General features: G+C 71.8%; 23 protein-coding genes. 11 read left to right on the top strand and 12 right to left on the bottom strand.

The genetic code is table 11. The features are described 5' to 3' along the window. Nucleotides 1-72: 72 nt before the first annotated feature. The 5 genes from KBX08_RS20430 to KBX08_RS20410 form a co-directional block, all read right to left on the bottom strand. Nucleotides 73-558, bottom strand: a complete 486-nt coding sequence (locus KBX08_RS20430; protein ID WP_210785049.1) for a DUF2267 domain-containing protein — start codon at nt 556-558, stop codon at nt 73-75. 40 nt (nt 559-598) lie between these two features. Further along, the gene (locus KBX08_RS20425) at nt 599-997 is read right to left on the bottom strand and encodes an NUDIX domain-containing protein (protein ID WP_210785048.1); all 399 of its coding nucleotides are present in this window, start codon (nt 995-997) and stop codon (nt 599-601) included. A 51-nt stretch (nt 998-1,048) separates the two neighbouring features. Next, nucleotides 1,049-2,401 (bottom strand): hypothetical protein, encoded by a 1,353-nt coding sequence (locus KBX08_RS20420; protein ID WP_374101961.1) that lies wholly within the window; start codon nt 2,399-2,401, stop codon nt 1,049-1,051. A 62-nt stretch (nt 2,402-2,463) separates the two neighbouring features. Then, a complete protein-coding gene (locus KBX08_RS20415; RefSeq protein WP_210785047.1) occupies nt 2,464-3,285 on the bottom strand; it encodes a sugar phosphate isomerase/epimerase family protein in 822 nt (273 codons plus the stop codon). Continuing rightward, nucleotides 3,282-4,322 (bottom strand): zinc-binding alcohol dehydrogenase, encoded by a 1,041-nt coding sequence (locus KBX08_RS20410; protein ID WP_210785046.1) that lies wholly within the window; start codon nt 4,320-4,322, stop codon nt 3,282-3,284. The genes KBX08_RS20415 and KBX08_RS20410 overlap by 4 nt, the downstream gene beginning before the upstream one ends. A 115-nt stretch (nt 4,323-4,437) precedes the next feature. Here KBX08_RS20410 and KBX08_RS20405 point away from each other — a divergent pair, with 115 nt between their 5' ends. Genes KBX08_RS20405 through KBX08_RS20390 form a run of 4 tightly spaced genes read left to right on the top strand, consistent with a single transcriptional unit; the run spans nt 4,438 to nt 8,311 of the window. After that, on the top strand, nt 4,438-5,832 hold the full coding sequence (locus KBX08_RS20405) for an ABC transporter substrate-binding protein (RefSeq protein ID WP_210785045.1): 1,395 nt from the start codon (nt 4,438-4,440) through the stop codon (nt 5,830-5,832). Further along, nucleotides 5,829-6,785, top strand: a complete 957-nt coding sequence (locus tag KBX08_RS20400; RefSeq protein WP_210785044.1) for a carbohydrate ABC transporter permease — start codon at nt 5,829-5,831, stop codon at nt 6,783-6,785. Before KBX08_RS20405 ends, KBX08_RS20400 begins: the two co-directional genes overlap by 4 nt. After that, the gene (locus tag KBX08_RS20395; RefSeq protein WP_091406739.1) at nt 6,785-7,651 is read left to right on the top strand and encodes a carbohydrate ABC transporter permease; all 867 of its coding nucleotides are present in this window, start codon (nt 6,785-6,787) and stop codon (nt 7,649-7,651) included. The genes KBX08_RS20400 and KBX08_RS20395 overlap by 1 nt, the downstream gene beginning before the upstream one ends. A gap of 54 nt (nt 7,652-7,705) precedes the next feature. Further along, a complete protein-coding gene (locus tag KBX08_RS20390) occupies nt 7,706-8,311 on the top strand; it encodes a bifunctional 2-polyprenyl-6-hydroxyphenol methylase/3-demethylubiquinol 3-O-methyltransferase UbiG (RefSeq protein ID WP_210785043.1) in 606 nt (201 codons plus the stop codon). 59 nt (nt 8,312-8,370) lie between these two features. Here the strand turns inward: KBX08_RS20390 and eccB are convergent, their stop codons facing one another. Continuing rightward, complete coding sequence (eccB, locus tag KBX08_RS20385) at nt 8,371-9,756, bottom strand: type VII secretion protein EccB (RefSeq protein WP_210785042.1); 1,386 nt, start codon at nt 9,754-9,756, stop codon at nt 8,371-8,373. Between the two features lie 129 nt (nt 9,757-9,885). Between eccB and KBX08_RS20380 the strand changes: the two genes are divergently transcribed. Together KBX08_RS20380 and KBX08_RS20375 are read left to right on the top strand one after the other, a co-directional pair. Then, nucleotides 9,886-10,605 carry a spermidine synthase gene (locus tag KBX08_RS20380; RefSeq protein WP_210785041.1) on the top strand — a complete coding sequence of 240 codons (720 nt, stop codon included), beginning with the start codon at nt 9,886-9,888 and terminating at the stop codon, nt 10,603-10,605. Between the two features lie 97 nt (nt 10,606-10,702). After that, nucleotides 10,703-10,879, top strand: a complete 177-nt coding sequence (locus KBX08_RS20375; RefSeq protein ID WP_210785040.1) for a hypothetical protein — start codon at nt 10,703-10,705, stop codon at nt 10,877-10,879. Between the two features lie 16 nt (nt 10,880-10,895). On the opposite strand, the gene KBX08_RS20370 is transcribed toward KBX08_RS20375, so the two are convergent. Beyond that, a complete protein-coding gene (locus tag KBX08_RS20370) occupies nt 10,896-12,698 on the bottom strand; it encodes an acyl-CoA dehydrogenase (RefSeq protein ID WP_210785039.1) in 1,803 nt (600 codons plus the stop codon). Between the two features lie 153 nt (nt 12,699-12,851). Between KBX08_RS20370 and KBX08_RS20365 the strand changes: the two genes are divergently transcribed. The 4 genes from KBX08_RS20365 (at nt 12,852) to KBX08_RS20355 (ending at nt 14,894) form a co-directional block, all read left to right on the top strand. Beyond that, complete coding sequence (locus tag KBX08_RS20365) at nt 12,852-13,274, top strand: MmcQ/YjbR family DNA-binding protein (protein ID WP_210785038.1); 423 nt, start codon at nt 12,852-12,854, stop codon at nt 13,272-13,274. A gap of 24 nt (nt 13,275-13,298) precedes the next feature. Further along, nucleotides 13,299-13,421, top strand: coding sequence for a hypothetical protein (locus tag KBX08_RS34460; protein WP_282102852.1), 123 nt, complete (start codon nt 13,299-13,301; stop codon nt 13,419-13,421). Nucleotides 13,422-13,518: 97 nt separating this feature from the next. Beyond that, the gene (locus KBX08_RS20360; protein ID WP_210785037.1) at nt 13,519-14,118 is read left to right on the top strand and encodes a DUF4291 domain-containing protein; all 600 of its coding nucleotides are present in this window, start codon (nt 13,519-13,521) and stop codon (nt 14,116-14,118) included. Between the two features lie 80 nt (nt 14,119-14,198). After that, nucleotides 14,199-14,894 (top strand): alpha/beta fold hydrolase, encoded by a 696-nt coding sequence (locus KBX08_RS20355; RefSeq protein ID WP_210785036.1) that lies wholly within the window; start codon nt 14,199-14,201, stop codon nt 14,892-14,894. Between the two features lie 117 nt (nt 14,895-15,011). Here the strand turns inward: KBX08_RS20355 and KBX08_RS20350 are convergent, their stop codons facing one another. The 3 genes from KBX08_RS20350 to KBX08_RS20340 all read right to left on the bottom strand — a co-directional run bounded on the left by KBX08_RS20350 (nt 15,012) and on the right by KBX08_RS20340 (nt 18,532). Then, nucleotides 15,012-16,274 carry an MFS transporter gene (locus KBX08_RS20350; RefSeq protein ID WP_210785035.1) on the bottom strand — a complete coding sequence of 421 codons (1,263 nt, stop codon included), beginning with the start codon at nt 16,272-16,274 and terminating at the stop codon, nt 15,012-15,014. Beyond that, nucleotides 16,271-16,891 (bottom strand): helix-turn-helix transcriptional regulator, encoded by a 621-nt coding sequence (locus KBX08_RS20345; protein ID WP_210785034.1) that lies wholly within the window; start codon nt 16,889-16,891, stop codon nt 16,271-16,273. The genes KBX08_RS20350 and KBX08_RS20345 overlap by 4 nt, the downstream gene beginning before the upstream one ends. A gap of 63 nt (nt 16,892-16,954) precedes the next feature. Further along, complete coding sequence (locus tag KBX08_RS20340; protein WP_210785033.1) at nt 16,955-18,532, bottom strand: LLM class flavin-dependent oxidoreductase; 1,578 nt, start codon at nt 18,530-18,532, stop codon at nt 16,955-16,957. Between the two features lie 114 nt (nt 18,533-18,646). On the opposite strand from KBX08_RS20340, the gene KBX08_RS20335 reads away from it, so the two are divergent. Continuing rightward, nucleotides 18,647-19,249 (top strand): MarR family winged helix-turn-helix transcriptional regulator, encoded by a 603-nt coding sequence (locus KBX08_RS20335; protein WP_210785032.1) that lies wholly within the window; start codon nt 18,647-18,649, stop codon nt 19,247-19,249. Between the two features lie 94 nt (nt 19,250-19,343). Here the strand turns inward: KBX08_RS20335 and KBX08_RS20330 are convergent, their stop codons facing one another. Both KBX08_RS20330 and KBX08_RS33930 read right to left on the bottom strand, forming a co-directional pair. After that, nucleotides 19,344-20,855, bottom strand: a complete 1,512-nt coding sequence (locus KBX08_RS20330; protein WP_210785031.1) for a phosphoesterase — start codon at nt 20,853-20,855, stop codon at nt 19,344-19,346. A 233-nt stretch (nt 20,856-21,088) separates the two neighbouring features. After that, on the bottom strand, nt 21,089-21,751 hold the full coding sequence (locus tag KBX08_RS33930) for a hypothetical protein (RefSeq protein WP_247669725.1): 663 nt from the start codon (nt 21,749-21,751) through the stop codon (nt 21,089-21,091). Nucleotides 21,752-21,977 lie beyond the last annotated feature (226 nt).

The raw sequence follows: 21,977 nt of genomic DNA, 5'->3' as shown, positions 1-21,977 counted from the left end.
GCCTGGTGCGTGGCGGCCCTCAACCGGGCTGACGTCACCTGGGCACTCCTGGACTGACCCCGCCGGGCCGGGTCAGAACCCGCCGTCGCGCGGCAGCCGCGCCACCATCTCCCGGAACTCCCGCACCGTCATCGCCGTGCGCAACGTGGCGAAGACGGCACCGGTTCCGGCCCGGGCGGTGGCCGGGTCGACCCCGGCACGCTGTTCCACCCGACGAAGGAACTCCGTCGGGCCGGCCTCCATCGGGGTCGCGCCGGCACCGCCGACCTCCAGGCCCACCCCGCTGGTCAAGCCATCGGCCCCGGCATCCGGGCCGAGGGCGCCGGCCGCATCCGGGGCTGGGAGGGCCGTCCCGGCCGGATCCGGGGCCGGGCCGCTCAGGTAGCCGTCGACCTCGTTCGGAAGGTGCCCGACGAGGTCGCCGGGCGCGCCGCCGGTCACCCGCTCGGCCAACGTCTGCAGCACGGCGCGGGCGAGCGCGGCGGCCTCCTCGGCCGGCAGGCCGGACCGTTGGGACACCGCGTCGATGAAGTACGGGAACCCGTCGCCGTCGGTCACGCTCGGCCGGTTACCCCTGGCCGGCCGCGACAAACTGCCGCTAGGCCAGCAGACCCTCGGCCAGCAGGTGGTCGAAGATGATCTGGTCGACCGGCGAGGTGCGGTGTCGGTCCGCGTACCCGAGCCAGGCCATCTCGGCGATCTCGCTGGCCGGCCGCAGCTGTCCCCGGTAGTCGGCCCGGTAGCAGGTCATCCGCACGGTGATGCCGGTCGTGTGGCCGTGCGCCTGGGCGGTGAAGGTGCCCAGCCGCACGGCACCGGGCACGTCGACCTCGACGCTCAACTCCTCGTCGATCTCCCGACGCAGGGTCTCCAGGTCGGTTTCGCCCGGCTCGCGCTTTCCGCCCGGCAGGTACCAGACGTCCTTGCCCACCGACCGGGTGCTCAGCACCCGACCGTCCTCGACGAGGATCCAGGCCACCTTGTCGATCTCGCGCACGATGCTCCTTACCGCCGCCGGGACCGGGGACGCTACCACCCGGCAGCGTGCTCAGTCGGCGAGCAGGTCGAGCAGCAGCGCAGCGGTCCAGCTGAACGCCGGTGAGCCCAGCCCGGCGCCGGTGTCCGGGTGGAAGTACTCGTGGCAGCCGGCTCCGGCGACCAGACCGATCATCGAGCGGCGCAGCCCGGCGGCCAGCTCCGGGTGCCCGTGCCCGAGCAGCCCACGCCGGACCAGCCAGCCGATGTTGAGCCAGCTCGGCCCGCGCCAGTACCGCAGCGGCTCGAAGTCGGGTGCGGTGCGGTCGTAGGTGGGCAACGGCCGGTCCATCCGACGGGCCACCCCGAAGCGCGCCGACCGGGCCTCGACGACCAGCGCGTCGGCGTGCCGGGCCGGCAGGTCGGGCAGGATCAGGGGGGTCAGCCCGAGCACGGTACGGGCGCTCACCAGGCGGTCGGTGCGCAGGTCACGCGGCTGGAACGTGCCGGTGTTCCGGTCGTACAACCGGCGGAGGAGAGCTTCGGTGATGCGGGTCGCTCGGGCCCGGTGCGGCCCGGGGTCGTCGCCGACGAGCGCGGCGATCTCGGCGAGGGCGTGTTCGGCGGCCCCGAACGCCGCGTTGAACAACGGGCACTCCACCAGGAAGGGGTGACCGGCGGCGAGGTCGCGGTCGGAGTAGCCGCGCTCGCGGTAGGCGGCGACGATCGCCAGGTAGCGCGCGTAGTCCAGGTCCGTGGGGCGGTGCGCGGCGTCGGCGTGCGTGGTGTCGTGCCGACGGTACGCGCGCATGACTGCCGCCTCGGCCGGCACGGCGGCCATCGGCTCGTCCCACGCCGGGCTGTTGTCCAACCCGGACTCCCACGGGTGCACGATGCAGACCAGTCCGTCACCGGCCACGTCCCGCCGCTCGGCCAGGTAGCGCTGTTGGGCAACCAGCGCGGGATAGAGCCCGCGCAGCGCGGCCAGCCCGGTGGGGTCGGGCGTCCGCCGGTACGCCAGCAACGCGGCGAGCGCGTGCACCGGCGGCTGGACCAGGCCGGAGGTGGCCACCGTCGGTGCTCCCGGCACGTCGGCCGAACGCCACATCTCCGGCCCCGGGAAGTACGCGCCGACCCGCAGCGCCGGGTTGAACACGATGTGCGGCACCCGTCCGTCGGCCCACTGCGCCCGGAACAGGCTCGCCAGCTCCCGCCAGGCACGCTCGGGGCGGACCTGGGCCAACCCGATCGCGATGAACGCGGAGTCCCAGCTCCACTGGTGCGGGTAGAGCGTGCGCGAGGGCACCGTGTGGTCGTGTTCCCAGTTCGCGTCGAGCGTGTCGACAGCGAGTCGACGCAGCCCGGCCGCGTCGGCCGGGCCGGTGCCGGCGGCGTCGGCGCGCGTCGCTGCGGCGTCGACGGGCACGCCGACGCTGGTCGGCTCGGCATCGGAGCGCGCGCCGGCGCTGGTCAGCCTTGCGTCGGCGGTCACGCGGCGGCCCGCCGGGGCAGCGCGTGTCGCAGCACCGTGGCGGCCTGTTGCAGGGCCCGGACCGGGTCGCCGCGGAGCCGGCACTCCAGGGCCAGCCAGCCCCGGTAGTCCAGCTCCAGCAGGGTACGCACCAGCGCCGGCCAGTCCAGGTGCCCGGCGCCGGGCTGGTACCGGTTGGAGTCGCTGACCTGTACGTGCCCGAGGTACGGCGCGGCGGCGCGCAGCGCGCGGTGCACGTCGTCCTCCTCGATGTTCATGTGGAAGGTGTCGGCGACCACCCGGACCGACGGCAGCCCGAGCGCGGCGCAGAGCGCCACCGCCTGGTCGAGACGGTTGACCATGTGGTCCTCGTACCGGTTGAGGGGTTCCAGGAAGAGGGTGACCCCCTCGGCCCGGGCGTGCTCGCCCAGCTCGCCGAGGGCGTCGAGGAGCACCTGCCGGTCGCCGTCCGGGGCCCGGGGCGGCTCGAACGGCGGCAGGCGTCGGGAGAACATCCCCCAGGCGGCCGGGGTCATCACCCCGACGCCGCCCAGCTCGGCGATCACCGAGAGCTGGGAGCGCAGGTTGCGGACGGCGTCGGCGGACCGGGCGGGGTCGAAGTCGCCGATGAAGTGGTCCATCTCGACGCAGACGGTGGGCATCACCACCCCGGCGGCGCGGGCCCGGCGTAGTTCGGGCAACCGGCGGGCGAACGCCAGATCGCCGCGGCCGCGTAGCTCGATGCCCTGGTAGCCGAGGGCGGCCGCGAGGGCGTACTTCTGGATCAGGTTGGTGCCCGGCAGGAGTTGTTCCTGACAGGCCAGCGCGATGGTGGTCATGAGAACCTCAGCACGACTTGGAGGACGTCACCGGCGCCGCGGTCGAGCAGCGCGAGGGCGTCGGCGACCGCGCTGGCGTCGACGATGTGGCTGACCAGCGGCAGCGGGTCGACGCTGCGGTCGGCCACCAGGTCCATGAAGGTCTGCGCGACCCGGTCTCCGGTCCACCGACCGGCCATGCTCGGCGCGGGGGTGGGCCCGGAGACCTGGGCGGCCACCAACTGGATGCGGTTGTGGTGGAACTCCTCGCCGAGGCCGAGCGCCTCGGCCTGGCCCTGGTAGAAACCGGCGGCCACGACCCGGCCGGCGTGCGCGGTGGAGCGGATCGCCTCGTGCAGCGCCGGGTACGCGCCGGACAACTCCAGGCAGACATCGGCCCCCCGGCCGTCGGTGGCCTGGCGCAGCACGGCGGCGGCGGAGGTGACAGTGGCATCCACAGTGGATCGCGCACCGTATCGGGCGGCGTGCTCCAGCCGGCCGGGAACCGGGTCGACGGCCACCACCCGGGCCCCGGAGAGCACCGCGAGCCGGGTCGCGAGCAGCCCGATGACACCCTGGCCGAAGACGCCGACCCAGTCGCCGAGGTGCAGGTCGCCGGCGAGCACGGCGGTCAGCGCGATGGCGCCGGGGCGGGCGAAGACCGCGGCGAGCGGATCCAGCCCGGTGGGGAGCGCGCGGACCGCGTCGGCGGCGAGCACGGCCTCGGCCCGGTGCCCCCAGATGCCCCAGACGAGCTGCCCGGGATGCCGGTCGGTGACCTCCGGCGCGACCTCGATGACCTCCCCGACCTCTTCGTAGCCGAAGCCGATCAACGGGTAGGGCACCGGCGTCTGTCGGGGGACGAACATCCGGGCGGCGTCGTCCCAGTCCTTGCTGAGCCGGGGATTGCTGCCCCGGTAGAGGGTCAGCTCGGTGCCGGCGGAGATGCCCGAGTAACAGGTGCGGACTCGGACCTGGCCGGGGCCGAGCGGATCCGGCGGGCAGGGCTCGAGGCTGATGCGTCGAGGACCGGCGAGAGAGACCACCCAGTTGCCCATGTGTCACATCCCGGTAGCACTGGGCTCCAGGATAGCAAAAAATCGCGATATGTCTTGCTATTGATCAATCGAAGGTGTTGGATCCTTCTTGTACCCTTCGAGAGGAGTGCCATCGATGTCAGCACCTCCGAGGCGGATACTCGCCACCACCCTGATCCTGGCACTGACCACGTCCACCCTGCTGGCCTGCGGCGACGACGAACCCGACAGCAACAGCAAGAAGATCACCGTCTGGAGCCTGGAGGACGTGGCCGACCGGGTCACCGCCACCAAGGCGATCATCGCCGACTTCACCGCCAAGACCGGGATCCAGGTCGATCTCGTGACCGTCAACGAGGACCAGTTCCCCTCCCTGATCGCCGCCAACGCCGCCGCCGGCGACCTGCCCGACGTGGTCGGTTCGGTCTCCCTCGCCGGCATCCGTACGCTCGCCGGCAACGAGCTGCTGCACGCCTCGGCGAACGCGGAGGTCGTCGACAAGCTGGGCAAGCAGACGTTCTCCCCCCGAGCGCTGGAGCTCACCTCCGACGACGGCAAACAGCTCTCCGTGCCCAGCGACGGCTGGGGGCAGCTGCTCGTCTACCGCAAGGACCTGTTCGCCGCGGCCGGCCTACCCGCCCCCGACACGTACGAGCGGATCACCGCCGCCGCGGCCCGACTGAACACCGGCGGCGTCGCGGGCATCACCGCGGCGACCGCCCCCAGCGACGTGTTCACCCAGCAGACCTTCGAGCACCTGGCGCTGGCCAACGGCTGCCAGCTCACCGACGACTCGGGGAAGGTGACACTGGATTCACCCCAGTGCGTCGAGGCGTTCCGCTTCTACGGTGACCTGATCCGCACCAGCTCGGTGAAGGGCGCGCAGGACGTGGACACCACCCGGGCCACCTACTTCGCGGGTAAGGCGGCCATGGTGATCTGGTCACCGTTCATCCTCGACGAGCTCGCCGGTCTGCGCAACGACGCCAAGCCGACCTGCCCCCAGTGCCAGGCCGACCCGGCGTTCCTCGCGAAGAACAGCGGGTTCGTCACCGCGATCAAGGGCCCGAACGGCGCCGAACCGGCCCAGTACGGCGAGATCAGCTCGTGGGCGGTTCTCGACGGCGCGGTGACCGACCCGGCGAAGTCCTTCGTGGAGTACATGCTCGGTGACGGCTACCCGCGCTGGTTCGGCATGTCCCCCGAGGGCCGCTTCCCGGTGCGCAAGGGCACCCCCGCCGAGCCGGAGGCGTACCTGACCGCCTGGAACACCAGCCAGGCGGGTGTGGACGCGAAGAAGCCCCTCACCGACGTGTACGGCGAAGAGGTACTGGCCACGCTGCGCCGCAGCCCGGACACCTTCGGGCGCTGGGGGCTCACCCAGGGGCAGGGCAAACTCGTCGGCGCCATGCTCGGCGAGTTGCCGGTGCCCAAGGTGCTGGGCGACCTCGTCTCCGGCAAGTCCGACGCGGCGGCCGCCGCCAACCGCGCCACGAAGGACGTGGACGCCATCAAGGCGGGCGTCAATTGACCACCACCGCGCCCGGCCCCGGCCGCTCCCCCACCAGGGAGCGGTCGGCGCCACCCCGGCGCCGACCGTTGACCCTGCGCCGCCGCGAATCCCGGGCCGGGCTCGCGCTTGTCGCACCGACCCTGCTCGTCACCATCGCGGTCATCGGCATCCCGATCGTGTGGACAGTGGTGCTCGCCTTCCAGCGGGTCCGGCTGGCCACGCTGCGCAAGACCGGTCTGTTCGGCGAGTTCACAATGGACAACATCGACCGGGTGCTGCACACCCCCGGCTTCGCCGAGACGCTGTGGGTCACGCTGATCTACAGCATCGGCGGCACCGTCGGGTCGATCCTGCTCGGCCTGGTGGCCGCGCTGGTCGTCCGCCGACCGTTTCGGGGTCGCACCCTGGTCCGGGCGTCCATGCTGCTGCCGTACGTGGCACCGGTGGTCGCCGTGACGTTCGTCTGGCAGGTGATGCTCGACCCACAGCTCGGCATCGTCAACGCCTGGGGTCAACGCCTGCTCGGCTGGGACGCCCCGGTGCCGTTCCTCACCCAGGAGTCGACAGCGCTGGCCACGGTGATCGTCTTCGAGGCGTGGCGGTACTTCCCGTTCGCGTTCCTGTTCCTGCTGGCCCGGCTCCAGGCGGTGCCCGGCGAGTTGGAGGAGGCCGCCCGGGTCGACGGCGCCACCCCCACCCAGCGGTTCCGGCACATCCTGCTGCCGCAGCTGCTGCCGGTGATCGCCCTGCTGGGCGTGCTGCGCTTCATCATGACGTTCAACAAGTTCGACGACGTCTACCTGCTCACCGGCGGTGCCGCCGGCACCGAGGTGGTCAGCGTGCGGGTGTACGAGTTCCTCACCGCCCGTACCGACATCGGGGCCGCGGCCGCCCAGGCGGTCGTGCTGGCCGTGGTACTCATCGTGTTCGTGCTGATCTATCTGCGCTTCTTCGGACGGAGGGTGGGCTGATGGACCGGGACGTGGTCGAGACGGTGAGCCTGCGCTGGCTGCGCCGCCTGGTGATCGCCGTGTTCCTGGTGATCACGGTCTTCCCCTTCTACTACATGCTGGTGCTCTCGGTGCGCCCCATCGAGCGGCTGCTGCTCGACCCCGGGGCGCTGGTGGTCGGCTTCGGTGAGCTGACCGTGGCCACGTACGCCGAGGTACTCAAGGCCACCGACGACGGCGGCCAGGGTTTCCTCACCTTCATCCGCAACAGCGGGCTGGTCGCCGTCGCGGCGACAGTGCTCACTCTCCTGGTCGCGATCCCCGGCGCGTACGCGGTGGCCCGGCTACGGTTCTTCGGCCGGAGGCAGGTGGACTTCCTGTTCCTGGCGGTCTACCTGTTTCCGTCGATCGTCATCGCGATCCCGCTGTTCGTGGTCTTCACCCGCGCCGGGCTGCGCGGCTCGCTGTTCGGTCTGGTGCTGGTCTACATCTCGCAGACGTTGCCGGTGTCGGTCTACATGCTGAAGAACTACTTCGAGACCATCCCGGTCAGCCTGGAGGAGTCCGCCGCCATCGACGGCGCCGGCCGACTCGGCATCATCCGTCGTGTCAGCCTGCCCCTGGCGATGCCGTCGATCATGGCGGTCGCGCTCTACGACTTCATGATCGCCTGGAACGAGTTCCTCTTCGCCCTGCTGTTCCTGGTCGACAAACCCAACCGGTGGACGGTGTCGCTGGGGTTGTCCCTGCTCGCCGACGGGGTGGAGGTTCCCAAGACCGTGCTGATGGCCGGCTCGGTCGTGCTCACCCTGCCCATCGTGATCCTCTTCTTCGCCAGCGAACGGCTGCTCACCGAGGGGCTGACCAGCGGCGCGGAGAAGGGATGATGGTCTCGTCCGGGTCGCCCGCCCGGCCCCCACCGGCCCGGATACGGTGGCCTCATGGCCAACCCGACCCGCTGGGCGACCGACACCGGTCCCGAGCACTCACAGTGGTATATCGACCGGTTCCGCAAGCTCGTGGCCGAGGGCGCGGACCTCGCCGGCGAGGCCCGACTGGTGGACGCCCTCGTCGCGCCCGGCTCCCGCATTCTCGACGCCGGCAGCGGCACCGGCCGCGTCGGTGCCGCACTGGCCGAGCGGGGCCACACGGTGGTCGGGGTGGACGCCGACCCCGCGCTGGTGGATGCCGCCCGCGCCGACTATCCCGGCCCGACGTGGCTGGTCGCCGACCTCGCCGAACTGGATCTGCCGGCGCTGGGTGAGGCCGAGCCGTTCGACGCGGCGGTGCTGGCCGGCAACGTGCTCGCCTTCGTCGCCGTCGGCACCGAACCGGAGGTGCTGCGCCGGGTGGCAGCGCACCTGCGACCCGACGGCGTGCTGACAGTGGGCTTCGGCACCGAGCGCGGCTACCCACTGACCGCCTTCGACGCCGACGCGGTGGCCGCCGGGCTGCGCGTGGAGCAGCGCTTCGCCACCTGGGACCTGCGCCCGTGGCGCGACGACGCCCCGTTCGCGGTCACCGTCCTGCGCCGCCCGCCACACTGACACCGCCTGCCACGCGTTGCTCCCGCGGCCCCACCCTCACCGCCGCAGCTTTGGGCGGATCAGTCTGGGGCGGCGACGGCGCGGGCGGCGGCCGGGTCGAGGGTGGCGCCGGCGGGCACCAGGCTGACCAGCCCGGCCGGTAGCCGCACCGGCCGCACGCCGCGGTAACCCAGCATCGGGAGCACCTCCCGGTCGGCCAACACGTACCGTCGGCCCAGGTCGGTGACAACGGAGACCGCGCCGCCGGTCGCGCCGGGCGCCGCGACGGCCTCGACCACCGCGCCGCGGCCCGGCTCCACCACCACGTGGTCGGCCAGCACCGCGCCGCCGGTGGGCGCGGTGCGGGGCACGGCCGTCAGGTCCCGCGGCGGTACGCCCCAGCGCACCTCACCAACCCCGCCGTCGTCGCCGATGCGGGTGCAGAGCGCCCCGCCGTCGCCGGCCGCGAGCCGGGGCGGGGTCGGTGGCGGGGCGTTCGGGCCGGTCGGGGCGAGATCCGGCACCGTGGGCAGGGCGGCGAACCGACCCAACGTCATCGGCTCCGGCTCGACCTGCCCGGTGCGGGCCAGCAACAACCCCGCCTGCAACTCGGTGATGCCGGCCAGGCCGGCGTCGAGCGCTACCGCGTACTGCCGGCCGCCACCGGAGTTGCTCACCAGGTAGACGGTGCCGATCGCCGCACCCGGCACCCGGGTGGCGGGCCGACCCAACGCGGGCGGATCGAGTGGGGCGAGGTCGGTGCCGGCGGGCAGCGAGTTGAGCAGCGCCGGCGCCACCCGAACCGCCTGGGCGCGGGTGGTGGCGAGCGCCGCCAGCACCCGGCTGGGATCACGGACGAGGTAGCGGCGCTGGTGCCAGACCAGGTGCAGCCCGCCGTCGGGGTGGCGCAGCAGCAGCGCGTCGTCGCCCAACGGCCGACCGCCGTCGGGCTCGGTGCCGATCAGCAACGCGGAGCGGGGCGCCTCGACGCCCGCGCCGGCCGGGACCGTCGAGCAGACCGTCCACGCCGTGGCGGCCAGCCGGCCCGGGGCGGGCAGCGAGTCGGGTGCGTCGGCGATGCCCAACGGCAGCCCGCGCGGCACCCCGTCGATCGTGCGTCGGGACACCAGGACGGTCTTCGAACGGTCCGCACCGACGATGAGCAGCGCCGAGGCGTAGTTGAGCACCGGGTGCAGCTTCTGCTCGCGGTAGACGAACCGGGCGCCGGACTCCTTCTCCACGATCACCGCGCCCGGGTCGCGCCACCCCTTGCCACCACCGGCGAACAGGCCGTAGAGGGCGAAACCACCGAGCCCGATCGCCGCGACCAGGACGCTGGCCAGGCCGGCGCCGGCCAGCCGCCGAAACGGCGACTGGGCGGGGTCGGTCTCCCGCATCACCAGGGCGGCGACCGCCCGCTGGACGCTGAACTGGTAGGAGTGCAGCTGGTCCTGCCGCGACGGCATGAGTCACCTCCGGTGGATCGGCCGGGCACAGGATATGCGCTGCGTCGATCTCCTGCGGACCCTGCGTGGCCGCCCGTCGCGGGGCAACCGCTACCATCCGTGGACGAATCCGGCGGCGAGAGGGCACCCGTGGGCGCGCGTTTCGAAGAGCTGGCCTGGCGGGAGACCCCGATCGGCGCGATCAGCCTGCGCCGACGCCGGGACCCGGCACTCCAGGTCGAGGTGTACGAGGTCAAGCTCGACGACGAGTACCTGATGTCCAGCCTCTTCCCGGTCGCGGAGATCGAGCTGGCCCGGCTCGGCCTCGCCGAGGTGGCCGGTGACTCGCTCGACGTGGTGGTGGGCGGTCTCGGGCTGGGCTACACCGCCTGCGCGGCGCTGGGCGACCCCCGGGTGCGCTCACTGCTCGTGGTGGAGGCGATCGAGGACGTGATCGACTGGCACCAGCGAGGGCTGCTGCCGTTCGCGGCGGGGCTCGCCGAGGACCCCCGGACCCGCTTCGTGCAGGCCGACTTCTTCGCGGCGGTGGCCGGTGACACCGGTTTCGACGCCGAGGTGCCCGGCCGGCGGTTCGACGCGGTGCTGCTCGACGTCGACCACTCCCCGCGCAACGTCCTGCACCCGAGCCACGCGGCGTTCTACCCGCCGGCCGGGTTGCGTCGCCTGGCCGCCCTGCTACGCCCCGAGGGCGTCTTCGCGCTCTGGTCGGACGACCCGCCGGACGCCGAGTTCACCGCCGCGCTCACCGAGGTGTTCGCGAGCGTACGCGCGCATGTCGTGCCGTTCGCGAATCCGCTGACCGGCGGGGAGTCGGCGAACACCGTCTACGTGGCGCGTACCGGCTCCTGATCGACTTCGGTAGGCCGCGCCCGCATGGTGTCGGCCGGACGGGGAACGAGAAGCCGGGGCCGGCCGCACCAGGCGCGGCCGGTTACGGGAGGTCGACATGCGTGCACTGCTCTGGGTTGTCGGCGTGGTCGCCGGCGTGCTGATCCTGCTCGGGTTGATCCTCGAGGCGGTCCGCTGGCTGATCATCATCGGCGTGATCGCGCTGGTGATCGTGATCGTCTGGGGCGTCGTCAAGGGGCGGCAGGCCGTGAGCCACCGGTCCCGTCGACGGTGACGGGCGGCGGGACCGGTCAGAACCAGTCCGGGCGCATGTCGAGCGTGGTTCGGTCCCGGCTCTCCAGCAGGTCGAACTGCGGGCCGGTCCTGGGCAACTCGACGGCGAAGAAGTAGCGGGCGGCCTGCCGCTTGCCGGCGTGGAACCCGTCGCCGGCCCCCTCCGCCGGCAGCGCCAGCACCTGCTCCAACCACATCCACGCGATCACCACGTGCCCGACGGCCTCCAGGTAGGCGCTGGCGTTGGCCAGCGCGAGCACCGGGTCACCGTCGGCCCACAGTCGACGGGTGACAGCGGTGACCCGGTCCCCCGCGGCGGCCAGCCGGTCCGCCAGCTCGGACGCCTCTCCCCCGACCTTGTGGGCCCGCTCGACCGTGTCACCGATCGTCGTGGTCAGCAGGGCGAGACCAGCCCCGCCCTGCATGATCATCTTGCGTCCCAGCAGATCCAGTGCCTGGATGCCGTGGGTGCCCTCGTGGATCGGGTTGAGCCGGTTGTCCCGGTAGTGCTGCTCCACATCGTGGTCGCGGGTGTAGCCGGCACCCCCGAGCACCTGGATCGCCAGGTCGTTGGCGGCGAGGCACCACTGCGACGGCCAACTCTTGGTGATCGGGGTGAGCACGTCCAGCAGCAGGTGCGCGCGCTCGCGGTCAGCCTGGGCCGGGGCGGTCTTCTGCTCGTCGAGCAACCGCGCGCAGTAGAGCACCAGCGCCAGTGCCCCCTCCACGTAGCTCTTCTGGGCCAGCAGCATCCGTCGTACGTCAGGGTGGTCGATGATCGGCACCTGCGCGGCGGCCGGGTCCTTCGCGCCGACCGGCCGGCCCTGCGGCCTCTCCTTCGCGTACGCCAGGCTCTTGAGATAGCCGGTGTAACCCAGCGCGGTGGCGCCCGCGCCGACCCCGATCCGGGCCTCGTTCATCATGTGGAACATCTGCGCCAGACCCTGGTGCGGCGCGCCGACCAGGTGACCGACCGCTCCGGCGCTGCCGGCCGGGGTGTGCGCGCCGTCGCCGAAGCTGAGCAGGGTGTTTGTGGTGCCCCGGAACCCCATCTTGTGGTTGAGCCCGGCCAACGCCACGTCGTTGCGCTCACCGAGCGACCCGTCCGGGCCGACCAGCACCTTGGGCACGATGAACAGCGAGATGCCCTTGACGCCGGGCGGTGCGCCCGGGATGCGCGCCAGCACCAGGTGGACGATGTTCTCGGCCAACTCGTGGTCGCCGCCGGAGATCCACATCTTGGTGCCGAAGAGCCGGTACGTGCCGTCCGCCTGCGGCTCGGCGCGGGTGGTGATGTCGGCCAGCGAGCTGCCGGCGTGCGGCTCGGACAGGCACATGGTGCCGAAGAACCGACCGTCCAGCATGGGCCGGACGTAGGTGTCCACCTGCTCGGGGCTGCCGTGAGCCAGCAGCAGGTTGGCGTTGCCCAGGGTGAGGAACGGGTAGGCCGAGGTGGCCACGTTGGCGGCCTGGAACCAGGTGAAGCAGGCCGCCGCGACGGCGTGCGGCAGTTGCAGGCCACCAACAGTGGCGTCCAGTCCGGCGGTGAGCAGGCCCGTCTCGGCGAAGCTGTCCAACGCCGCGCGGACCTGCGGGATCAGCCGCACCCGCTGCCCGTCGAAGGTGGGCTCGGCCAGGTCGGCGGCGCGGTTGTGCGGGGCGAACTGCTCGGTGGCCACCCGCTCGGCGAGATCCAGGGCGTCGTCGAAGGTCTCCCGGGAGTGCTCGGCGTAGCGGGGGCGCTCGACGAGTTCGGACACCCGCAGCCACTCGTGCAGCAGGAAGTCGAGGTCACGGCGGGAGAGCAGGGTGGACGGCACGGCACTCCTCAGCGGGCACGGGGGCGGGTCGGGCCGGGGCGACGGCCCACTGTCGCCCCGCCCATCCTGGCGGATCGACGGGGCACGCACCACCGGCCCGGGCGGGGTTCGACGAGCGGAACGTGTCACACCGACCGGTTAGCGTCGTTGTCCGTGACCGCACCCGGAGACGTCCCGCCCGAGGTCCTCGACCGGCTGCGGCCGATCTGCCTCGGGTTGCCGGAAACCTACGAGGAGCCCGCCTGGGTGGGCACCCGCTGGCGGATCCGCAAGCGGACCATCGCCCACGTGCTCACCGTCGACCCCGACCGCCAGCCGGTGCACGCACGGGCTGCCGCACTCGACCAGCCCGCCTGCCTGCTGACCTTCCGGTCGCCACTCGACGAGATCGCCGGGCTCCTCGCCACCGGGCACCCCTTCTACAAACCGGACTGGAGTCCGAACGTGATGGGCATGGTCCTGGACGAGGACACCGACTGGGAGGAGGTCTGTGAGTTGCTCACCGAGAGCTACGTGGTCATGGCCCCGAAGCGGCTCGCCGCCCGGGTCGGCCCTTCGGCACCGCCGATTGGCTGAGCGCCGAGGGCACCCTGCCGCCGGTTGAGCGTCGACGGTCTGCACCTGACCGCCGGGCTCAACGGCGGGGTCTCGGCCGTCGAGTACCCGGTCCAGATCTACCGGATGCCGGTGGAGATCGGGCCGCCCGCCCGGGACCACGCCTGAGTGCCCAGTTCGGCAGCCGCCGGTCGGCACCGGGTCTCCCCCGGCTCGGGTACGAAACCCGGTGGAGAGGTGCCCTCCGGTGGGTGAAGATCGCAGGGTGTCCGTTCCTGCCCGTCAGATCCGTGCTCGTTTCTCGGCCGACACGATCACCGTGTACCAGGCGTACCCACCGGAGATCGCGCTACCGGCGGTGGCCGCCGGTCGCTTCGTGGCCCCCTTCAAGCGGGACCGGATGACCTGGATCAAGCCGTCGTTCCTGTGGATGATGTACCGCTGCGGTTGGGCCACCAAGCCCGGGCAGGAGCGTGTGCTGTCCATCGACATCACGCGGGAGGGCTTCGAGTGGGCGCTGGCGAGAGCCTGTCTGAGTCACTACGACCAGGGCCTGCACGGCGACCGGGCGACGTGGTCGCGGCAACTCAAGGCCAGCCCGGTACGGGTGCAGTGGGATCCGGAACGGACACTGCACCTGAGCGCGTTGCCCTACCGGTCGTTGCAGGTCGGACTGTCCGGCGAAGCCGTCGTCCGGTACGTCGACGACTGGACGGTCAGCGTCACGGACATCACCTCCACCGTCCACCGCGTACGGGACCTGGTGCGGGGCCATGACGTGCGGGCGGCCACGGACCACCTGCCGGCCGAACGAGGCTATCCGCTGCCGAGGCAGATCGCGGCCCACCTCGACGCCACCGGCTGACCCTTCGCGGTCACCGGCCCAGGCCCGCACCTGGTCCTGACGTTCCGGGGCTGTCGGAGGGTGCCGCTAGGGTCCCGGCCATGGTTGATTTCGTGTTGGTGGCGGGGGCGTGGCTGGGATCCTCGGCATGGGACGAGGTGGTGGCACCACTTCGGGCGGCCGGCCACGGCACGCACGCGTTGACCCTCTCCGGTCTCGCCGACCGGCGGGATGTGCCCGCCGGGCAGCAGACCCACGTGCAGGACATCGTCGACGAGATCGAGCGCGGCGACCTGCGCGACGTGGTGCTGGTCGGGCACAGCTACGCCGGCATTCCGGTGGGCCAGGCCGCCGAGCGGATCGGCGACCGGTTGACCCGGGTGGTCTTCGTGGATTCCGAGGTGCCGGTCGACGGTGGGTCGTTCGCCTCCGGCTGGTGGCAGGGCCAGGCGGCCTTCGAGGCGCAACTCGCCGACAACGGCGGCGATTGGGCTCCGGCCGGCGTGGCCGACTTCGACGGTCAGGGTCTCACCGACGAGCAGATCGCCCGGCTGATCGAGGGCACCACGCCGCACCCGGGGGCCACGCTGACCGAGCCGGCCGTGCTGACCCGGCCGCTGGGTGAGTTACCGGCGACGTACGTCAAGTGCCTGCTCGACGGGCCTGAGCCCAACGACACGGTGGCGAAACTGCTGACCAGCGACCACTGGCGACTGGTCACCATGGACACCGGCCACTGGCCGATGTTCTCCCAGCCCACCGAGCTGGCCCGGATTCTGTTGGTCGAGGCCGGCTGACCTTCGCTGGCCGGGGCCGCAGCCCCAGACCAAGGCGATCCGAGCTGCCGACGACGAGGGCTGCCGTACGGCGGCCCCCGTCGTCACCGGCGGCATCGTCGAGCGCCGCGGCAGCCCTCAGGTCGTGTCGAGGGTCTGGATGTGGCGCACCGGTGACGCGAGCAGCCACAGCACGGCGAGCACGCCACCCAGGCCGGCGATGGCCAGTGTGGGCCGCAGCCCGATGGTGGTGCCCAAGGCACCGCCGACCAGCGCGCCGAGCGGTCGGATGCCGTAGTTGACGGCGCTGTAGGCACCGGCCCGGCGTCCCAGCGCGTCGGCGGGTGTCACGGCGATGAGGAGGGCGTTGAGGTTCACGTCCATCAGCATCACCCCGACGCTGGAGACCAGCTCGATGGCCGCCAGCGTGGCCACCTTCGTCCAGGTGGGTCCGGACACCAGCGCGGTCAGCGCCAGCGGCGCGGGGAAGAGCACCGCGCCGATCATGGCGGTGCGGCCCAGACCGATGGCGCGTGAGACTCGCGGTGCGAGCGCCGCGCCCATGAATCCGCCGATCGCCCCGAAACCGAGGGCGATGCCGATCGCGCCGGCTGACAGGTCGAGTTCGCGGCTGGCGTAGAGCACCAGCAGCGCGCCGGTGATGAAGGTGAAGAAGTTGACAGTGCTGGTGCAGCCGAGGGCGGCCCGCAGCACCGGGTGCCGCAGTACCAGCACGAGCCCTTCGCGGACCAGGCCGAGAGTGGACGTCCGACGCGGTGGTGGCGTGGGCTCGGTCACCGGGATGCGGCTGAGCAGTAGCGCGGAGCCGAGGAAGGAGAGCGCGTCGACGACGATCGCGACCGGCGCGCTGAGCGCCTGGACCAGCCCACCGCCGACGGCCGGGCCGGCGATGAAGGAGAGCGACCGGCTCATGCTCATCTTGCTGTTCGCGTCCACGTACGCCGATCGCGGCACCAGGCCGACGAAGAACGCCTGACGCGCCATGGCGAAGAGCACCGCTCCGAAGCCGGTGAGCAGTGCCACCAGGTAGAGCTGGGTGAGGGTGATCGCGTCGAACAGGTAGGCCACCGGCAGGCTGAGCAGCACAGCGGCGCGAATCAGGTCGGCGATGATCAGCAGTCGCCGCTTGTGGGTGCGCTGGTCCACCCAGGCGCCGAGGAACAGGCCCAGCAGGTTGGGCAGCCAGATCAGCGCGGTGAGCACGCTGACCTGCACGGGTGTGGCGGTGAGCAGGGTGACGGCGATCAGCGGTAGGGCCAGTTCGCTGATCCGATCGCCGAAATGGGAGATCGTCTCGCTGATCCAGAAGGTGCGGAACCGCCGGTCACGGTGCAGGGCCGGCGGGGGCCCGGTGTCGGTGGGGACGTCGGTGGCGGTCATGACGCGGGCGCGCCGTCGTCGCCGGGCTCGGCCGGGGCTTCGTCCCCCGCCTCGGGCAGCAGGTAGCGCAGCATCCGGACGATCCGCGCGTCGGCCGGGGCCGGCTCCTCCTTGCGCCGCACGTACGGGGCGATCAGCTCCTCGATGGACTCCTCCAGTTGCCGCAGTTCGTCGGCGGTGGCCACGAACCTGGTGTCGGCCATGCCGGCCAGCGCCCGCCACTCGGGGTCCAGCCGGGGCTCCTCCTGCAGCAGCCACTGCTGGGGTGCGTCGGCGTTGCGGGCGAACATCTCGCCGCGTAGCTGCTGGCTGGCGGACTGCCCCTCGGCGCCCTCCGGCACCGTGAAGCGGAAGCCGCGGGCTGCCGCCTGCCACCAGCGTTCCCGCTTGCTGGTGGCACCGTCCCAGTCGAGGACCAGGCCGAACGTCGCGAGGTGCCGCAGGTGCCAGCTGACCACCGACGGTGTGGCGCCGACGTGCGGCGAGAGCCCGGTGGCAGTCGCCGGGCCGTGCCGCTGAAGGTGCTCCAGGATCGCCAGCCGTACCGGGTGGGCCAGCGCCCGCAGCGCCTGCGGCTCACTGATCTCGAAATCCCCGTACGGATTCTTGAGAGACATGTTTCGAGAGTAGTCTCTCAGATTTGATCGGGGCAACCCCGAGCCGCCGCCACGGCGCGTTGATCAGGCGATGCCCAACCGCGCCAACGGCTCGACCAGCTCCCGCTCCTCGTAACTGAGGTGCGACAGGAGGGCGTCGGTCAGCAGGTCCACCGCGGCCCGCAGCTCGGCGAGCCCGTCCGGAGACCCGACGTACGCGACCAGGGCCCGGTCGACACCCTCCAGCACGTCGTGGATGACGTGATGCTCCTGCTCCAGCCGGTCGACCACCGGGCCGAGTCGGGGGTCACGCGCCCGCAACCTGGGGAAGAACGACTGGTCCTCGATCGTGTGGTGGGTGGTGACGATGCGGCAGTACGACTCGCAGTAGACGCCGAGAGTCCACCGGTTCTGCCTCATGGTCATCGTGTTGATGTGGGACCGGGCCGCGCCGGCGTCGATCTCGCCGGCCGCCACCTGCTCGATCAGGTCGTGAATCTGGGCCAGTTCGGCGCGCAGGCCGTCGTGGATCTGCACGAGGTGCGCGCCGGTGGCCTGCTCCTGCGGGGTGTAGGTGCGCTCCGGGTCGGGCGCGGGCCCGGTCGGCCGGCTCGACTCGTCCCACACCTGCTGCTCGCTTCGCCGTACGCCGTCGTCCGGGGTCGGCACCACGGCCAACGCGCCACCGGTCGCGGTGGCGCGGCTCGCCCGGGCCGGCGGCGCAGCGACCGGCTCCGGCTCCAGTTCGGGCGTACGCTCCGGAGCCGCGCCCCGGTCACGTTCGGCCGCGACCAACTCGCGGACGGCGGGGGCCACCTCACCGGCGAAGCGGCGCAGGTCGTCGGGGTCGTCGCTGCCCAGGATGAAGGTGCCGACGCCCTCCTCCAGTGCCAGCTCGGCCAGTTCCTCGGCCCACTGCTCGGCGGGCCCGTTCAGCGGGCCGCGCCCGACGGTCGAGAACTCTCCGGCGATGTTGAGCAGCCGGCGCACGTCCTGCGGGGACCGGCCGGCCTGCTGCGCGGCGTCGTCGATGATCGCGTTGCCCCTGGTCAGATCACCGGGCTGGAGATAACCAAGCGTGGGCAGCCAGCCGTCGGCCCGACGACCGGTGAGCTGGAGCATCCGGGGCTTGTACGCACCCAGCCAGATCGGCACCGCGTGGGCCGGCGCGGGACCGCGCTTGGCGCCCACCACCCGGTAGAACTCGCCGTCGACCCGCACTCCGCCGCGCGTCTCGACGTCCCAGAGCTGACGGACGACCTCGATGGCCTCCTCCAGGGCTCGTACGCCCTGGCCGGGGGTCAGCCGCCGGCCGCCCATCGCCTCGATGGCATCCCAGAACGCCCCCGCCCCGAGGCCGAGGCTGATCCGACCACCGCTGAGCAGGTCCAGGCTGGCCACACTGCGGGCGAGGACCGCCGGCGGGCGCAGTGGCAGGTTGGTCACGTTCGCCGCCAGGTGCACCCGGTTGGTGCGGGCCGCCACGAAGCTCAGCAGCGTCCAGGTGTCGAGGAACGCCGGCTGGTACGGGTGATCCTGAAAGGTGACCAGGTCCAACCCGACCTGCTCGGCCAGGACGGCGACACCGACCGCGCGGTCCGGACTGTCAGCGCTGGGCGTGACGAAGGAGCCGAAGACCAGGTCGTGGCCGTAGTCGCTCATCTGCGAGCCTCCCGATTTCCTCGACGCCTCGGACGATGCGTCGCAACCTTAACCTTATGACAGACAGAACATCTTCCGCCAACAAGGTCTGACTCACTGCGGTATTGTCGGGGCATGACGGGTGCCACTCACCGGCCGGACCGGCCCGATCCGCTCGACGACGACCTGGGCTGGATGCTCGGCATCGTCTTCCGCGGCTACGTCCGGGCGGCCGAGCACGCGCTCACCGACTTCCCCGGTGGCCCGCGCGGCTACCAACTGCTCACCGCGGCCAGCAACGGGCCGGCCCGGAACCAGGGCGCGATCGCCGAGGAGATCGGCATCGACCGCACAGTCCTCACGTACCTGATCGACGACCTGGAGCGGCCCGGGTTCGTGGCCAGGCGCGCGGACCCGGCCGACCGGCGCAACCGGCTGATCGAGGTCACCGACGCCGGCCGTGCCGCCTGGGAGCAGCGGCGGTTGGCGCTGCGGCAGGTCGAGTCGCACCTGCTGGGGGCGCTCACGTCGACCGAGTCGGCGACGCTGCGGTCACTGCTGCAGAAGGTCGCCTGCTCGGCCCAGGCGGTGGACCCGTTGCGCGACCTCTGCGAGGTGGTGACACGGGTGCAGGCCGACTCGGCGACGGCTGCGCCCGCTACGCGCCGGACCGGCGCCGCGGCGGCGCGGAGCGGGCGAACCGCCACCCCCCGAGCCCGCCGCAGCAGGCCCGACTGACCCGCGGATACTGCGGGCGGGCCCGCCCCCGCACCGCCCGACGTCGTCCGTCGAGCGGTGCCGGACAGGCCCGCGATGTCGCTACCGCACCGGGTCAGCGCACGTGCACGAAGACCGGGTTCGAGTAGAACCACAGGTCGTCCCACGGGCTCTCCAGCCCGTCGGCGAGCGGCTCGGCCTCGTCGGTGCTGGTGCCACGCACCCGTGCGTAGGTGTCCGCCTCGACATTGCGCAAGGTGTGCCGGATGACGTAGCTGTCGCCGTGCCGACGCCAGTCCCGCGGGCCGAACCGGGCCGCCACAGTGGTGGTGGGGTTGGTGTCGGCGTCCAGGCTGGCGCTCGGGCCGGTGATCTGGCCGACGATCAGGTCGACCCGGCGGACCTCGGGCCGGTCACCGTTCGCGTTAACCCCACCCAGCGGGCGGAAGGTGATCTCGATCTCGACATCGGTACGGCTACGACGGCTCACCGTGATCGTCTCGCCCACCTCGGCGGTCCTGCCCTGGGACGTGGCGGTGACGTCGAGGCTGCGGATCAGGTCACCGGTGGTGACCCAGATCCGGCCGTTGCGCAGCCCGTCCATGATGTCACCATAGTCCTGGCGGGCGTGCACGTACGTCTTGCTGTACTCGCCCGGCCAGAAGTCGGAGCCGCCCCGGGTCCAGTGCACGTGCGAGTCCGAGGTCGCGGTGATCCACCAGCGCCGACCCTCGCCGAGCAGTGAGTCCCACAGACCGCCGACCCGGGCGGTCATCTGGTCGAAGCCGCCGTAGGTGGGGTGGTTGCCGTAGCCGCCCCGCTTGCCACCGTTGAGCGGGGCGGCCTGGTGACCGGGCGCACCCTCGAAGCCGATGTAGACGTCCGGCGCGGCGTTGTTGCCGTTGCGGAACTCGCGCGGGGTGTCCTGACCGTAGACGCCAAGACCGGGCGCCGATCGGGACGCGTGGTGGGCGATCACCAGCGGCTTGTGCGGCATGCCCCGGGCCACCTTGAGGAACTCCACCATCTTGGCCTCGGTGTCGCGGGCCGGGTCGGTGGGGAACGCGTCGTACTTGGCGAACCGGCTCTCCAGCTCGAAGAGCTGCTTCGCCTCGTCCTCGTGGCGCGGGATCATCAGCGTGTGGTGGTCCAGCGAGGGCGCGTCGAACTCCATGCCCCAGAACTGGAGCACCTCGGGGACCAGCTTGCGGGACCGCAGCAGGTCGGGGTACGCCTGCTCGATGTTCACCTTCGAGTGGGTCGGTCCACCGTGGTCGGTGCACATCGCCCAGGTCAGGCCGAAGTTCTTCGCCATGATGGCGTTGGTGACGATCGGGTAGACCGCGTCCGCGCCCTTGTGGAAGACGATCGGGGACTTCGTGGTGTCGAACTCGCCGCTGTACTCGGAGTGGATGTGGTGGTCGCCCGCACGCCACGCCCGGTTCTTGGAGTTGCCCCGGTCGGTCTTGTCGTCGTCACCCGGCCGGCGGTCCTCGTCGGCCCAGGCCGCGCCGGCCCCGACCAGTGGGCTGGCCGCGGCCAGCGTCGCGCCGACGCCCGCGTACTTGACCAGCTTGCGCCGGGACAGCTGCGCGTGCTCGGTCTCTTCGGGATGCTTGTCTCTCACCTGAGAGCCTCTCCTCGATCAAGCGAATGCTCTTTCGATCAAGGAGCCTCGGAGAAGGCGGTGAACAGCCGTCGTACGCAGCTGGTGCGCACGATGAACACCCTGCCCCGACCTGCGCGCAACGCCGGGTGGGGCAGCAGCGGGTCACCCCGTGCTCGCGCGGTGTCCAGTCGGGACCGGCACCGACGTGTCCGGGTCAGGGCACCGGACGACCGGTGTCCCCGGCGGCGCGGTCAGATCCGGGCGCGCGGCAGCCAGCCCAGGAATCGGAGCCGGACCCGGGGCAACGGCAACGTGGGCAGGTCCTGAGCGGCGGCGACGAGGCAGGAGCCGAGATAGACCGCGAGGGAGGCGCGCGCTCCACCGAACTCGGCGAGCAGTTGGCTCTGCTTGGTGGCGCAGGGCCACTCGCGGCCGCATCCGGTGCAGGTCCAGCTCGGCGGGTTGGGCAGGTGCTCCGGCAGCTTGGCGCGGCGGTACCGGCCGACGACGCTGTTGTCCGAGCGCACGTCGCGTCGCCGTGCCGCGGGACCTTCGTTGCGGTGGGCCACCGGACGGGCACCGGGCAGGTAACGCCCGACGGTGCCGAAGAGCACCCCGACGCGGATCAGGGCGTCCGGTCCGATCTGCTGGGTCAGCAACGCGGTCATCAGGTAGTGCCCCAGCAGGTCGAAGGCCTCACGGTGCAGACCCAGGTCGCGGCAGAGGTCGACGAACTCCGGCGTGGTCAGTGGCACCCGGTCGTCGAGTGCGCGGCGCAGCACCTCACGGAGCCCACGCCCGAGCCTCTGCAGCGCGTCCCCCTCGCCCAGACCCAGGCTGTCCTCGTCCGCCACCCGGGCCAGCGCCTCGGCGACGGCCAGCCGAACGACGCGGTCAGGATCGGTACTGTCCAACGCTTCCCCCTCCGTGGGCCGGCCTCCCGGCAGTGACCCGGTCATCCTCCGACGAATCATGAACAAGATTTCGCTGTCGGTCGCGCGGGTGGCTAGGACAGCAGGCGCAGAACCATTTGGCGCGCTAGCCGGAAAACGAAGTCGAGCTGCCGACACATCGCAGTGATTAGCAGGACGGTACGTAGGCGATTGTCGTATGGTGACATTCCCATCTACAGATATTGCG

The organism is Micromonospora sp. H61, from assembly GCF_018070325.1.
In the GTDB taxonomy this organism is placed as follows: Bacteria; Actinomycetota; Actinomycetes; order Mycobacteriales; family Micromonosporaceae; genus Micromonospora; species Micromonospora salmantinae.
The sequence above is the reverse complement of the archived record's forward strand: the minus strand, read 5'-3'. Positions and strand labels throughout refer to the sequence as shown.